At 44.2% G+C, this 14516-nt stretch carries 13 protein-coding genes; 1 reads left to right on the forward strand and 12 read right to left on the reverse strand.

Annotated features, from left to right (window positions below):
• Positions 1 to 2: 2 nt before the first annotated feature.
• From panC to QZZ41_RS04190, 11 genes are all read right to left on the reverse strand, one after another.
• Positions 3 to 851 carry a pantoate--beta-alanine ligase gene (gene panC / locus QZZ41_RS04140; protein ID WP_295068532.1) on the reverse strand — a complete coding sequence of 283 codons (849 nt, stop codon included), beginning with the start codon at positions 849 to 851 and terminating at the stop codon, positions 3 to 5.
• A 4-nt stretch (positions 852 to 855) separates the two neighbouring features.
• On the reverse strand, positions 856 to 1692 hold the full coding sequence (gene panB / locus QZZ41_RS04145; RefSeq protein ID WP_295068534.1) for a 3-methyl-2-oxobutanoate hydroxymethyltransferase: 837 nt from the start codon (positions 1690 to 1692) through the stop codon (positions 856 to 858).
• A gap of 174 nt (positions 1693 to 1866) precedes the next feature.
• Positions 1867 to 2829, reverse strand: a complete 963-nt coding sequence (locus QZZ41_RS04150) for a hypothetical protein (RefSeq protein ID WP_295068536.1) — start codon at positions 2827 to 2829, stop codon at positions 1867 to 1869.
• Positions 2830 to 3198: 369 nt separating this feature from the next.
• On the reverse strand, positions 3199 to 3927 hold the full coding sequence (locus QZZ41_RS04155; RefSeq protein WP_295068538.1) for a hypothetical protein: 729 nt from the start codon (positions 3925 to 3927) through the stop codon (positions 3199 to 3201).
• Between the two features lie 351 nt (positions 3928 to 4278).
• The gene (locus QZZ41_RS04160; protein ID WP_295068539.1) at positions 4279 to 5397 is read right to left on the reverse strand and encodes a hypothetical protein; all 1119 of its coding nucleotides are present in this window, start codon (positions 5395 to 5397) and stop codon (positions 4279 to 4281) included.
• Entirely contained in the window at positions 5394 to 6116 is a 723-nt protein-coding gene (locus tag QZZ41_RS04165; RefSeq protein ID WP_028518996.1) for a sigma-70 family RNA polymerase sigma factor, read from the reverse strand. The genes QZZ41_RS04160 and QZZ41_RS04165 overlap by 4 nt, the downstream gene beginning before the upstream one ends.
• A 205-nt stretch (positions 6117 to 6321) precedes the next feature.
• Entirely contained in the window at positions 6322 to 7998 is a 1677-nt protein-coding gene (locus QZZ41_RS04170; RefSeq protein WP_295068542.1) for an AMP-binding protein, read from the reverse strand.
• A 41-nt stretch (positions 7999 to 8039) separates the two neighbouring features.
• Positions 8040 to 8585: a cupin domain-containing protein gene (locus QZZ41_RS04175; RefSeq protein WP_074717656.1), complete on the reverse strand. Its 546-nt coding sequence runs from the start codon at positions 8583 to 8585 to the stop codon at positions 8040 to 8042.
• 256 nt (positions 8586 to 8841) lie between these two features.
• Positions 8842 to 9711, reverse strand: coding sequence for a metal ABC transporter permease (locus tag QZZ41_RS04180; protein ID WP_295068544.1), 870 nt, complete (start codon positions 9709 to 9711; stop codon positions 8842 to 8844).
• On the reverse strand, positions 9704 to 10426 hold the full coding sequence (locus QZZ41_RS04185; protein ID WP_074717659.1) for a metal ABC transporter ATP-binding protein: 723 nt from the start codon (positions 10424 to 10426) through the stop codon (positions 9704 to 9706). The genes QZZ41_RS04180 and QZZ41_RS04185 overlap by 8 nt, the downstream gene beginning before the upstream one ends.
• Before the next feature lies 1 nt (position 10427).
• Positions 10428 to 11408 carry a metal ABC transporter substrate-binding protein gene (locus QZZ41_RS04190; RefSeq protein ID WP_295068548.1) on the reverse strand — a complete coding sequence of 327 codons (981 nt, stop codon included), beginning with the start codon at positions 11406 to 11408 and terminating at the stop codon, positions 10428 to 10430.
• Positions 11409 to 11659: 251 nt separating this feature from the next.
• Here QZZ41_RS04190 and QZZ41_RS04195 point away from each other — a divergent pair, with 251 nt between their 5' ends.
• Entirely contained in the window at positions 11660 to 12121 is a 462-nt protein-coding gene (locus QZZ41_RS04195) for a hypothetical protein (protein WP_295068551.1), read from the forward strand.
• A 36-nt stretch (positions 12122 to 12157) separates the two neighbouring features.
• Here QZZ41_RS04195 and QZZ41_RS04200 read toward each other — a convergent pair whose 3' ends face one another.
• Entirely contained in the window at positions 12158 to 13735 is a 1578-nt protein-coding gene (locus QZZ41_RS04200; RefSeq protein WP_295068554.1) for a CotH kinase family protein, read from the reverse strand.
• Between the last annotated feature and the right edge of the window lie 781 nt (positions 13736 to 14516).

A 14516-nucleotide genomic window follows, 5' to 3' on the forward strand; every position in this document is an offset into this window, starting at 1 on the left:
CCTTATACGTCTTCGGTGAAGAAGTTGTCGATAAGGCGAGTTTTGCCGATATATACAGCAATTGCGCAGAGTGCGGGACGGTCGAGAGTCTTTATCTGCTGCATTGTTGCGCAGTCAACTATCTTTACGTAATCGATGCGTGAAAGAGGTTCAGCTTCGATGTGCTTTTTCATAGCAGCTATGATCGCAGAGCAGTCTTTTTCGCCGCTGTTTACCATATCCATGCCGAGAAATATTGACTGTGAAAGTACAAGGGCTGCCTTTCTTTCAGCTTCATTAAGATATGTATTGCGTGAACTCTTTGCAAGTCCGTCAGATTCGCGGACGATAGGACAGCCGATTATCTCGATGTCCATATTAAGGTCGTCGACCATGTGGCGGATAACTGCAAGCTGCTGAGCGTCCTTTTTGCCGAAATAAGCACGGTCAGGCTTTACTATATTGAAGAGCTTTGATACGACTGTGCATACGCCTCTGAAATGTACAGGGCGGCTGAGTCCGCAGAGCTCCTGTGTGAGAACTGTCATATCTACGAATGAGGAAAAGCCTTCGTGGTACATCTCTGACGGGTCAGGATTGAAGATAAGGTCGCCGCCGTGAGCTCCGACCAGCTTTGCATCGTGTTCGATATCACGAGGATAGCTTTCGAGGTCCTCAGTAGGACCGAACTGCATTGGATTTACGAAATCGGATACGACTGTCCTGTCGTTGTCTCTGTGGGAAGCGTCGATAAGGCTTGCGTGTCCCTCGTGGAGATATCCCATAGTTGGCACAAGACCCACTGTAAGTCCCTGTGCTCTCCATTCCTTTACCTGTGCGCGTACTTCATCTATAGTTTTTACTATCTTCATATCATTAACACTCCTTCATAAGCTCATTGATAACATCATCATCTACAGCGTAGGTATGCTCCTCAGATGGGAATACACCTGATCTTGTTTCGTTTATATAGTCCGAGATGCCCTGACGCATAAGTGCGCCGACTTCTGCGAAACGCTTCACGAATTTTGCTGTATGTCCTGTGTTGAGTCCCAGCATATCCTGATATACCAGCACCTGACCGTCACAGCCATTTCCTGCGCCGATACCGATAGTGGGAATGAACAGCTTCTTTGTGATGATATCTGCAAGCTTTGCAGGTATACCCTCAAGCACTACTGCGCAGGCTCCTGCCTCCTGTATCATCAGTGCATCGTCGATGAGCTTCTTGGCTTTGTCAAGGCTTTTACCCTGTACCTTGAAGCCGCCGAACGCGTTTACTGACTGGGGAGTGAGTCCGAGATGAGCTACAACAGGGATAGACGCATTTACGATAGCTCTTATCTGGTCGCAGACTTCTGCGCCGCCTTCAAGCTTTACCGCATTTGCACCGCCCTCTTTGATGAGCCGTCCTGCATTTACAACAGCTTCCTGTACGCTTACCTGATAGGACATGAACGGCATATCAGCTACGATGAATGCGTTTTCTGCTCCTCTTGAAACTGCGGCGGTATGATGTATCATATCCTCCATAGTTACAGGCAGGGTGTTCTCATAGCCAAGCATCACCATGCCGAGAGAGTCGCCGATAAGTATTGCGTTTACGCCGCACTCGTCGATTATCTTCGCTGTTGTGTAGTCGTAAGCAGTAAGCATCGTGATCTTGTCACCTGATTGCTTCTGCTTCAGAAGGGTCGAAACAGTGTTCTTCATATTCAATTTTCTCCTTAAAAGATGTTACCTTTCCGAGTTCTCGGATAAGATACAAGCATATTATAGCAAGACAATGTGAAAAACGTGTGAATACACGGTATTCCGAGAAAAAATCATTGATAAATACAAACGCCTCTCAAATGAGAGGCGTAAAACTGTATCATATTACTTATTTCAGCTGTGATCGGGTATGATTATTGCTCCGTTGAGACTGAGATTGCGCAGGAATGTAAGTCTTGCCTTTTCGATACATTCGGGCTTTACCATGTAGTAGAGGTAGTGCTCCATAAGGTTGAACATATCAAATGTGCGTCCCTCGATCTTGAACTGGTTGAAGCCCATAGGAACGTATTTGTTCCATATATCATCGGGAGTGATATGCGTACTGAGGTCTTTGATATCAAAAAGACTTCTGTGCTCACATTTACATTCAAATATAGCCTTTGCTTCAGGATGCTCTGCTGCAAATTTATTTGAGTCAAACGGAACGTTTGGATACTTTCTTATGTGATTTGCATATGCTATCTGTTCTATTCCTATGGTCTGATAGTGGAGGGAACGATTTGCACAGCCAGGATTACAACAGGCATTTACAAGTATCTCACACTTTTCCTTGTTCGGTATCTTTTCAAGTATATCGAACTTGTTGTTGAGGTCGTAGTCGATAACGACTATGTGATAATCCTTTTCAACCTCGGCATATAATGTGTCGGGATCAGTTATACGTTTGCAGGTGGAGCTTGTGAGCTTGAAATTAGGGTAGTTCTTTCTTATGTAGTCCTCAAGTATGGGGGACATAACGATACATTCATTTAGTCCGTTGTCGGCGATATGCATTACCATGTTGCAGAATTCATCACTGAGATGCTTCTTTTCAAGCATCGGATTTGTAAATGTAAAGCGCAGCGGTATACCCTTTTTGTTTAAATAATTTGTTACGCCCTTTACGAAGTCTTTATGGCACATACCGTGCATAACTCGTCCGCCGTTCCACATTGACGGTGGAAATACACCGTATATGGAAGCTATCTCGACTCCATCACGGAAAAACTCGGGACTGTTCTCCATCATTGTCAGAAAAACTGAATTGAATTTAAAAAGACGTGCAAAATCAGGCAGATGAAATCTTACTTTCACTGTATTACCTCCTTAGGTCAGCCTTTCGGCTGTCTGTATCTATCAAGTAAATACATTATAACATAATTTTACTGAAAAAGCAACAGACGAGGAGACTTGAGAATTAAAGTGCTGTAAGCGATGTATAAATATCAGTTCTGATAAAAGTGAGCGAGCTTGCGAGCGACAACGTGGCTGCGGTCGAGCTGGCTCAGCTCGAAAAAACACCTCAGGAAATTGATCCTGAGGTGTTCTTTAAATTATTCCGTTTGCTGTACCTTACCGTAAATACAGCATCCAAGAGTAAATGGGGATAGGGGATTGGATAGAAAACCATCTGTCCTATGGGGAATCTATATGATAGAGAGGACAGTTTTATTTAATCAGCAATTATTCGCTGATCTCAGCTTCAGTTACAACCTCAGTTGTTGTCTCAGCAACCTCTGCAGCAGCCTTTTCAGCAGCTTCGCGGAGGTGTGGAGGCATTGGAGGCTCTGGCTTCTCGCCATCCTTAGGTCCTACAGGAGGAGCTGGTGGCTCTGGCTTCTCGCCATCCTCAGGAGCTACAGGAGGTGCCGGTGGCTCTGGCTTCTCGCCATCTTCGAGCTCAGCAGGAGCTACAGGAGGTGCCGGTGGCTCTGGCTTCTCGCCGTCCTCGAGCTCAGCAGGAGCTACAGGCGGTACAGGAGGCTCTGGCTTCTCAGCGTCATCCTTAACAGGCTTGTTGAAGTCAACGTGAACCTTTACCTTTTCGATCTTATCCCAGTTCTCCTTGATAGTATCTGTGATAACGTCATACTTTTCAACGTCGATGAGATCCTTGATGTTGTTGAAGAACTCTGTAACGTCGAGGTCTACAGGACCGAGTGGCTTTTCAGCCTCTACAGGTGCGAGTACTACTTCTTCAGCAACTACTTCAGTTGCCTCTGTCTCTTCATTAACTTCTTCAGCTGCAGCTGTAGTCTCTTCAACAGCAGCTGCTGTTGTCTCTTCTACTACTACTGCCTCTTCAGTTGTCTTTGCTTCCGGTGAAGCTGTTGCTGCAAATACAGTTACGCCTGTTGCTAATGAAAGAACAGAAACAGCTGCGATTGCGGAAAGAACTTTCTTGTTTCTCATTGTGGGTTACTCCTTTACAATTTAATTATTTTTAACTCCGTGCCGGGAGTTTAAAAGCTTTGTTTTGCTTTACATAAACAGTTTACGAAGTGGGATATAAAAAAAAGGGGTATTACGGAAATTTTTTTCAAAAAAATTTCAAAGTTTTGTAATATCTCGGTATATAGCCTTAAAACAGTGGTTAGTTTTTAGCATTTAGTGCTTAGTTGGTAGTTATCATTGTTTGTTTTTTAGTTATAAGTGATCAGTGATGCATGAAATTTTTTTTTGAATGTTATAAAGTATAAGAAAGCCCCCGAAATGATCGGTGGATCAATTCGGGGACGTTCATTTATATATATTCATGTTTTCTTACGGAACTATTGGCGGCTGAGGTGGGAGCTCTGCTTCCGGAGAGGGTGGTTCGGGAGCAGGAGGCTCTGCCATTGGCGGTTCAGCCGCAGCTATAGGTTCTTCTTCCTGTATTGGCTCGGGCAGGAGCATAACAGGATTCATATCACTGAAGCTTATTCGTTGTTCTATATTTATATCAGAGGAAAGCTTCTCATGTTCAAGGTGTGGCAGCTCGCCCTCATTGGGGACAGCTGGTTTTGCAGGCTCAGCAGGAGTATCTGGCTTTGGAGCTTCGTTTTTGCCTGCTTCTGCTTGCTTTTCGGGAGCCTTTGGCGGCTCGGGTTCAGCTGCATTAGCCGGAGGTGCAGGTGGAGCAGGAGGCTCTACCTTGTTATTATTATTAGCGTTAGGCGGCTGTACAGCAGGTGCAGGAGGTTCTGCGGGAGCAGGAGGTGCAACTGCTGACTGAGCAGGCTGCTTTGGTGTGTCAGCCTTGCCTGCATCCGGTTTCTTTTCAGCATCAGGCTTTGGCGGATCAGGCTTCTTGACAGCTTCTGTTGGCTTTGTGTTCTTTTTCAGGCTGTCTATGCCGTGTACCTCTACCTTTATATCTGTGATGCCGTTTTCAAGATCAGATTTTATGCTTCGGTAATCGTCGGAATTATCAGACGAAATATATACATCTATGGTATCTCCGTCTGAGATATAGCCTTTCTCTTTCTCAAGCTCTATTATCTCGTTTGCTACTGTAAGTTTATCCTTGCCTTTGCCGTTGTAGTCTTTAAGTATATCCTTTCCTATCTCGCTGTCGCTGACGATATGTAATACCTTGCCCTTCTTGTTTACCTCCATTCTGATATTTGCATCAGATGAGATAAGTACAGTTGAATGAGGCTTCAGGTTGCGTGAATAGTATATCGAGCCTGCGGAAGCGAAGATGACCAGACAGGCTGCGGCAGCAATAAGCTTTCCTGCGGTGAATGTTATTCTTCTTGCAGTATGTTCTTCATTCATAATGATCGGATCTGTGACGGACTGTCCGACCTCATAGTGCATATTGGCAGCATTTACAAAACGTGATTCTTCGTCCATAAGAACTGCGTAACCTTCATGACATTCCATAACTATATATTTCATACTTTTTCACCACCTTTGAGTACCTGCATGATGTGTCCGCGCATTATCTCATAGCCGTTTGTACATATGAGCAGTACAGCTACAAGATATCTTCTGTGCCTTTCGAGAGATTTCCTTTCCACATCTGCTCCCTCTGCGATCTTGGCAAGGGGAACGCGTTTTGTTCTCAGGAAATCCTCGAGAATATCGGGGTTATTTCTGGCGTATGCAACGGCTTTCTTGCATATTTCAAGAGTACGCCGCTGACGGGGCGAGTTTTCCGCAACATCGGTCATGGATACACCGAAGTCGTTCATCTGTGCAGAAAGCTCTTCTATTTCTTGTTTGGTCGCCTCGCGAATTTCATTTTCTTCATAGTCGTCGTGCTCATCGCGAATTGTATCCTTCAGGTCTGTTTTTTCGTCATCAGAAACGTCAAGCGAGATCTGTCCTTTATTTCGTTTTTCTTTTCGGTAGTTGTCGATCAGGCGGTTCTTTATCTGCAATGCTGCAAATTTAAGGAAAGAGCCGCGAAGCTTTGAATAATTCTTGATAGCTTCATAGAATGCGAACATAGCTATACTTAACTCGTCATCGCTCTGTTCGGGCGGACGATTGAGGAATTTTGCGGTTTCTGATTTTATAAACGGCATATAATCTGAGATAAGTTCGTCTGCCGCGTGGCTGTCTTCTTTTGCCTTGTAGACCCGGGATATGATTTGATGCGCATCAAAATTCATATTTGCCACCCCCAATATTACTTATAGTTTACGCAGTGATGAATTGAAAAACGGGGTATTTGCGAAAAAAGTTTTTAGTTGTTTGTGTATAATGATTAGTGCAGAGTATTACTAACCACTAAGCACTAACAACCAATCACTTTTGGTATTCAGAAACAGCCATAAAGATGCGGATGCTTCTTTATGGCTGAACGGAATGTTATGGTTATTTCTGAGTGTTTTCTTCGTCCTGATGACGTATCTGGGCACGCTTTATCTTGCCGCCGAGAGTCTTTGGAAGCTCCTTAACGTACTCGATAACACGAGGATACTTGTATGGTGCAGTCTCGCGCTTAACGTGATCCTGAAGCTCCTTTGTGAGCTCGGGTGAAGGAGTGTATCCCTCAGCAAGTACGACAGTTGCCTTTACTACCTGTCCTCTGATAGGATCAGGAGCGCCTGTGATAGCTGATTCAACTACAGCAGGGTGGGTAAGAAGTGCGCTCTCTACCTCGAATGGTCCGATACGGTAGCCTGAGCACTTGATAACGTCGTCATTTCTGCCTACGAACCAGTAATAGCCCTTTGAGTCGCGCCATGCTACGTCGCCTGTATCGTAGTTCTTGCCGCCGAGAACAGCTTCTGTGAGCTCGGGGTTCTTGTAGTAGCCGCAGAAGAGTCCTGTAGGACGCTCCTTGTCGATGTCACATACCATGATGCTGCCCTCTTCACCGTCCTCAGCCTCTGTTCCGTCAGCGCGGAGAAGGTGGATATTGTAAAGCGGTGAAGGCTTTCCTGTTGAGCCCGGCTTAGGATCTATCCACGGGAAGTTTGCGATAAGTACAGTACCCTCTGTCTGTCCGAAGCCCTCGCGCATCTTCTTGCCTGTGAGCTCGTAGATACGGTTGAATACCTCAGGATTGAGGGGCTCGCCTGCGTTGCAGAAGTTCTGGATAGATGAAAGGTCGTACTTTGTCATATCCTCCTGAAGCATAAATCTGTACATTGTAGGAGGTGCGCAGAAAGTAGTCAGCTTGTAGTGGCTGATAACTTCAAGGATATCCTTTGCGTTGAATCTGCCTGTGAAGTCATATGCGAACTGGATAGCACCGCATATCCACTGTCCGTATATCTTGCCCCAGCCGAATTTTGCCCAGCCTGAGTCGGAAATAGACATATGGAGCTTGTTCTCCTGTACCTGATGCCAGTATTTAGCGGTAACGATGTGACCGAGGGGATGTGCGAAGTTGTGACATACCATTTTTGGCATACCTGTTGAGCCAGATGTGAAGTATATCAGCATGGTATCGTTTACCTTTGTAGCTTCTTCGCCTGTGGGACGCTCGAATGTATCGGGATACTTTGCGATCTCGTCCTCGAAGTAGTCCCAGCCCTCACGCGGCTCTGCAACTGCGATCTTCTTGCGGAGAGTCTTTATCTCGGGAGCAGCTGCATCTATCTGTCCGCGGATATACTCGTCATCACAGGCGATAATAGCAGATATCTCTGCCATATTTCCGCGGTATGCGATATCATGTGTGGTGAAGAGAAGATTTCCGGGGATAAGGATAACGCCAAGCTTGTGAAGTGCTGTCGCAATTACCCAGTATTCCCAGCGGCGGCGTAGTATAAGAAGAACTACATCGCCTTTTTTGAGTCCGAGACTTTTAAAATAGTGACAAGTCTGATTTGACAGCTTGGATATATCTGTAAATGTGAAGGTACGTTCCTGCTTATCGTGGCTGAGCCAGATGAGAGCCTTCTTTTCAGGCTCCTGCTTAGCCCATTCGTCAACGATATCCCAGCCGAAATTAAAATCTTCGGGAACATTAACGCGGTAATTTTCCTTGAAATCCTCGTAAGAATCAAATTCTATACGGGGAAGGTAGCGGTCTAAAAGCATGATAATAAATACTCCTTTTTATGTAAGCGTGATACAGCCGATTATTCGGCAATAACGGTAAGAAATCTTGCTTTGCTGTCTCCAACGCAACGTTGTCCGTGTGGGTATGTGGGGTTGAAGTATATAGAGTCGCCCTCGTTCAGGATTATCTCCTGATCTTCAAATGTGACGGCTATAGTGCCCTTTAGCACGAGGTTGAATTCCTGACCTGCATGAGTAACGAGCTTTGCAGGTTCATCGGAAGGCTCAAGAGTTACGAGAAGAGGCTGCATTACCTTATCTGCATAGCGGAAGGCAAGATCCTTGAAACGGTATCCCTCGTAACGGCTTATACTTCTGCCCTTGCCGCGGCGGACGACGTGGAATGTGTCAATACGGCTTGGTTCGCCTGTGACCAGTTCATTGAAGTCCACTCCGAACTTGTTTGCAATCTCATAGATGACGCTTATGGGAAAATCACCATTCTCTTCATAGCCTGCATACTGCTCTGTAGTAAGTCCCAGCTCCTTTGCAAGCTTTTCCTGTGTATAGTCACATATCTCACGAAGCTCGCGGATACGTGCGGTGATCTCATTGATAGTTTCCATAGCGTGACCTCCTTTTGGATAATAGTATTTAAACAGCAGAAGCTGATCATCCTGCCTCATAGAAGAAGATTTATGCTTTTCATGCATATTTCTGTTCAATTCAGACAATCAGTTTTTTTATTCTGTGTATGTAACTTTTATTATACCATTTTTTGTAAAGGCTTGTCAAGGTTTTGCACTTAGTAATCAGACGATACTGCAAAAAAATACTTCCGTTTCTGCGGAAGTATTTTTGGTATATATGACCTGTAGTTTATCATTTTCCTCTTTTCAGTGCCATAGATATGAGACTGAAAATGAAGAATACGCAGATATCTGCCGAAACTATGGTAGAGCCTACGGGAGTTCCCACAAGTATGGATACGATTATTCCCGTTGCTGCGCATATGAGCGAGATTATCACGGAGCAGATTATTACGCTTCGGAAGCTCTTGAAAACTCGCATTGCCGAAAGTGCAGGGAAGATTATAAGTGCTGAGATAAGCAGGGAGCCTACGAAATTCATTGCGATAACGATGATGACTGCGATAACTACTGCAATGAGGAGATTGTACATATCCGAACGAACTCCCGTAGCCTTTGCGAAGTTTTCATCGAATGTTACTGCGAATATCTTGTTGTAGAATACAAGGAAAACCGTTACGACAACTATGGACATTGCAACGCATATCCAAACATCTGTCAGCGAAAGAGTCAGTATCGAGGTCGAACCGAAAAGGGTGCTGCATACGTCTGCGGAAACATTGCTGGTCATTCGCTTATTGCCGCTCTGAGCAGCTATATTCATCATCATATAGCCGAGAGCAAGTGCGCCTACAGATATCATGGCTACTGCCGCATCGCCCTTTATCTTGGTATTGCTGCCTGTTCGCAGGAGCAGTACCGCGGAGATTATGGTCACAGGCATGATGATGAGCATATTGTTGGTTATGCCAGTTACTGTAGCTACAGCCATTGCACCGAATGCAACGTGGGAAAGTCCGTCACCGATGAATGAAAAACGCTTCATTACAAGGGTAACGCCGAGGAGCGACGAACAGAGGGCTATGAGAAGTCCTACTATCATGGCATATCTTACGTAGGGGTACTGGAAGTAAAGCTGGAGTTTGTCGATCATCTCACTCATCGTCATCACCTCCCATTACAGCGAGGAAAGCCTGTCCTGTCTTGCTGGTGAGGTAATCCTCTTTAGTGCCGAAAAACAACTGCTTTCTGCCTACATGAAGGATATGGGAAGCATATTTTACAGCGGCGTTCATATCGTGTGATACCATTATTACTGTTATGCCGTCCTTTTTGTTGAGACTGTCGATAAGCTCATACATCTCATTGGTGGCTTTTGGATCGAGACCTGTTACAGGCTCGTCAAGTAGTATCATTTTTCTTGCGGCGCAGAGTGCTCTTGCAAGGAGGACTCTCTGCTGCTGTCCTCCTGAAAGCTCCCTGTAGCAGCGTTTTGCAAGGGGCTCTATCTCAAGTCTGTGCATCATATCGTGGGCGAGCTTCTTTTCTTCCTTATTATAGAAAGGGCGGAAGCCGCATCTGCTCATGCAACCTGACTGCACTATCTCGCGTACAGATGCAGGAAAGTCACGCTGTACCATAGTCTGCTGAGGCAGATATCCGATCTCGTTCTTGCCGACTTCGCCGCATAGGGTGATATTTCCGCTGAGCTGCGGTCTGAGTCCGAGAAGAGCCTTTATGAGCGTACTCTTTCCCGAGCCGTTTTCACCGACGATACAGAGGTAATCGCCGCTGTTTACGGTAAAATTAAGGTTTTTCGTAACAACGTCTCCCTCATAGCCGAGAGAGACGTTTTCGCATTTTAACAATGCTCCCATTTTAATCAAGCACCTTCTTTAAAGTTTCAAGGTCATTCTTCATTAATGATATATATGTAGCTCCCTTTTTGATATCGTCCGAAGTTACGGACTGGAGCGAATTGAGCTTTTCTATCTTTGCTTTTTTATTGTCTGAGCTGCTTATTATGGACTTAGCGATGGCATCACTGGAATTTTCGATAATAAATACGTTGTCGAGTTGCAGCTCGTCAAGCTTTTCCGCAAGCTTTGCGATAGTCTCGAAGCTTGCTTCGGTCTCGGCTGAGCAGCCTTTAAATGCTGCATAGTAATCAAGTCCGTAATCCTCAACAAGATAGCGGAAAGGGAAGCGGTCACCGAAAAGCAGAGTCTTTATCTTTGCATTTTCAGCCATTTCCTTGTATTCGCCATCAAGTTCCCTGAGCTTGTCCGTGTAGGCTGCAAGGTTAGCCTTGTATGTATCTGAGTTTGCGGAGTCGAGCTCGCAGAGTTTATTGCAGATATCATTGCATATCAGCTCGGCATTTCTTACTGAGAGCCATACGTGTTCGTCGTATTCGGGCTCATCATCGTCATGGTAGTGTTCTTCCTCTTCTTCCATGCCTTCCTTGTGCTCTTCGAGCATGATATTGTCATTTACAGCTTCAAAAAGCTTTACTACCTTCATGTTCTTGTTGGTCTTTGTGCTGAGTGCGTCATCTACCCAGCTCTCAGACTCGCCGCCTACATATATGAACATATCGCAGTCTGAGATCGTCATTATATCCTGCGCACTGGGCTGATAATTATGTATATCCATGCCGCTTTCAAGGAGATAGGTGACATTTGCGCTGTCTGTTTCGCCTATTATCTCCCGTGTCCAGTCATATTCCGAAAAATTTGTGCAGACTATGCTCAGCTTTGCGTCCTTGTCAGAGGGCTTTTTAGCTGCGCAGCCTATAAGCATGGCTGAAAGTAATACGGGGACTAATAACGCCGCAGCATTTTTCACTTTATATGTCATTCAATTCTCCTTTAAGCGTATTTTATCCCCACCGTAGGCGGGGATATCATTCTTTATCAGTATATCACTTATGAATATGATAATCATTTTCAAATCATATTATACTTTATTTAATTGCACCTGTCAAGAGCACATTGTTAATTTCACATAACTTTCATATTATGCCGCATGATTTTACAGCGGTATACTTGACAATATATGAGTTTTCGTGTATAATATACACGTAAATTTGATATAGGGGGTGCGGTATTATGCCGAAAACAACAAAAGACAAAGAGCTGGATAAAATGTACAAGGATCTCCTTGAGAGCCGTGACAGTATCCATGCAAGAAAAGATGAGGGCAACCGACTGCTGAAATTCTTTGTGGGACTGCTTATGCTGGGCGGCGGCTTGTTCATGATTTTCCAGAATATAGTCGTAGAGAGCACTTGGGGATATGGCGGCTATTTCTTCAGAATAGGCGGTTTCGGACTTCCCAACGGACTGATAATGCTTCCGATAGTTGCAGGTATCGCAATGCTCTTCCTTATGGACAGGAAGATATTCGGCTGGGTAGTTCTTTCTATCGGAATAGTTATCGTACTTCTCAGCGTAATGCTTACAACTCACCTGAGATGGCGCAGCACTAATGCATATGTCTTTATAGTCATGTTCGGACTTGTGGCAGCAGGCGGCGGCATGGTCCTCAGAGAGCTTTTCAGAAAAGATTAAAAAGTAGACCGGTGAATTTGGTTCACCGGTCTTTTTTTATTTATGCCACTCGGAGTTGAGGAAATCTATTCGGCTTTGCAGCCATTTCAAAAGATAATCTGCTGCATCTTTTTCGTTAAGGCATTTCAGAGCATCTTCTGAAAGCTCGAATGCAAACTGCTGATTCATAATTATATTGTTCCATTTTTTATAGTTTTCCTTGAAGTCTGCCTGATAGTTCGCGCTGTCGTCCTGTATCATCTTGCAGGTCTGCTCGAATATTCCGCTGTCGTAAGCCTTTGTCCATGTATCTTTGATCATATCGCGGTACCAGTCCTCATAGGCGAGGACTGCCAACCACGGATTTATGGAGTCTTTTTCCTTATCGGGGTCGGGGACGATATTCGATGCATAATATCCGTAACCGTCAGTGCAGCGAGGTCTGTTGCCCATAGCGGAGTCGAAGTCCCACGGAGCTTCAAATCTTAGCTTCTTGCTGCCTTTCTGACTGAAATCAGCGTCCATATAGAAGCTGGACCACGCTACATCGGCATCACAAGCGAGTTCGCTTACAATATACATATCCACAAGAGACTGTACATCGGCAACTTTTTCTACAGCTTGCTGCGGTGTGACAGAAGTGGTCTCGGAGATGTTTTTGTAATCCTTGTCGAATACGAAAGCCTTGTCGTTATAGGCGGCTTCGTACATTATTTTATATGTGTTGTTTACGAAATTCTCGATAAAATCGTGCTGCTCCTGAGAATAGATATCGCTTTTTATGGTTACGCCGAGAGGTTTTTTGATCGTTCCGCCTGCACTGAGACACTTTATAGTCCTGCCGCTGCCGTCATTGCCGTCATAAGGCTTGAGCGCGGCGTTATTGTTAAGATCAAGAGGGAACTTCTGAAGCTCCTCTTCGTTCTCGAAATAGCCGTCAAATTCAAGGAAATAGCCTGTATCCGTGCCTTTATAGTCTTTTTTTGGCGGCTTGATATTTACTCTGTTTTTGCTTGCCTGCTGCTGTTCGGTAAGCAGGTAAACTCCCATGTATTCGCCGTTAACTTCAACGTTCACAAGCTGTGAGTCGGCGGCGTAGAGTCCGTCTTCTTTCAAAATCTGACGGGCAGCAAAGAGAGTAGCCTTGTTTCTCAGCATAGAGCCGTCCTTGTATTCGGCGAGGAGCACCCAGTTTTTGAACTCAGCCCCGTCGTTTAGACCGAGAAGATTGATCTTCTGGTCGAATTTTATCCTCAGCGGCTTTTTGGGATAGTTTGTAGTCCAGTTGCCTCTTACCTTAACTTGAGCTGCGTGAGGTTTAAGATAGAAGCTTTCGTCTTTTGTGGACAGCTTAACGTAGCAGCTTTCATAGTAGGGCTCGGGAATATTTGCGTAGCTGGGATCCCATTGGACCATACTTTGCGTAACGTGCTTGGCGATGGGTTTTTTTATGAAGTCCATGACGTTTTCGTCCTGACTGGTGGTCTGTATTGATAACAGAGGGAGAGTTAAGTCCTCTGATATGGTACTTTCAGTAAATTCGGGGATCTTTTCTTCGGCATTTTTTTTCATGGAACAGCCGAAAAGCAATGCGGCTGACAGGCATACCGATAATGCCTTTTTTATTTTATTCATAGCAGAAACTCCTAACAACGATCATAAGATATAATAAGTTGATTGTAGCATATTATTTGAAAAAAATCAATGTTTTTAGTATAACATAGCAAGACTTGTATAACATATAGTTTTAAAATTATTGGAATTTGCGCCTTTAAATTTATATTTATAATGTAATAAAAGCATTGTTTAAATGAAAAGGAGCAGGTGAGGTGCTGTATTTGGTTTAAAGATATCGATAAATAGATTTTGAATTTAAAAACAGTCTTTACGAAATATCAGTATTTTACAAAAAATAGTAATCTCAATACCATATTTAAAAAATCCCACTAAAAGTGGCTTATGACAAAAAATGGTATAGTTAAATGATGAGCACAATTGACACTAAATGCCCATAACGACCAAATAAAGCTAAAAACAGCTCTTTTTCTGCTTTTAAAAATAGGGTCGAAAAATTTGTACTCTTTTATTTTTATTGCTATTTTGACCGCAATATCTGACCGATTTAAGTTTTGAGCGCAATAAATGACTTGTGACTGTTATAGTAATTTAATTATAATTAAGTTAGAAATAAAAACAGCAAAATATACAGAGGGTATTACAAAAATCCGATTCTTTAACTTAAAAGGAGTGATTTAGTTGAAGCTTAATAAGATCAAAAAGATCATCGGTGCAGGTGCGTCCACACTTATGATCGCAGCTGCTATCCCTGCTGTTGCTTCAGCTGCTGACCAGCAGACAAGAGGTAATATCGGCGGATACGACTACGAGATGTGGAACCAGAACGGTCAGGGACAGG

Source organism: Ruminococcus sp. (genome assembly GCF_016283395.1).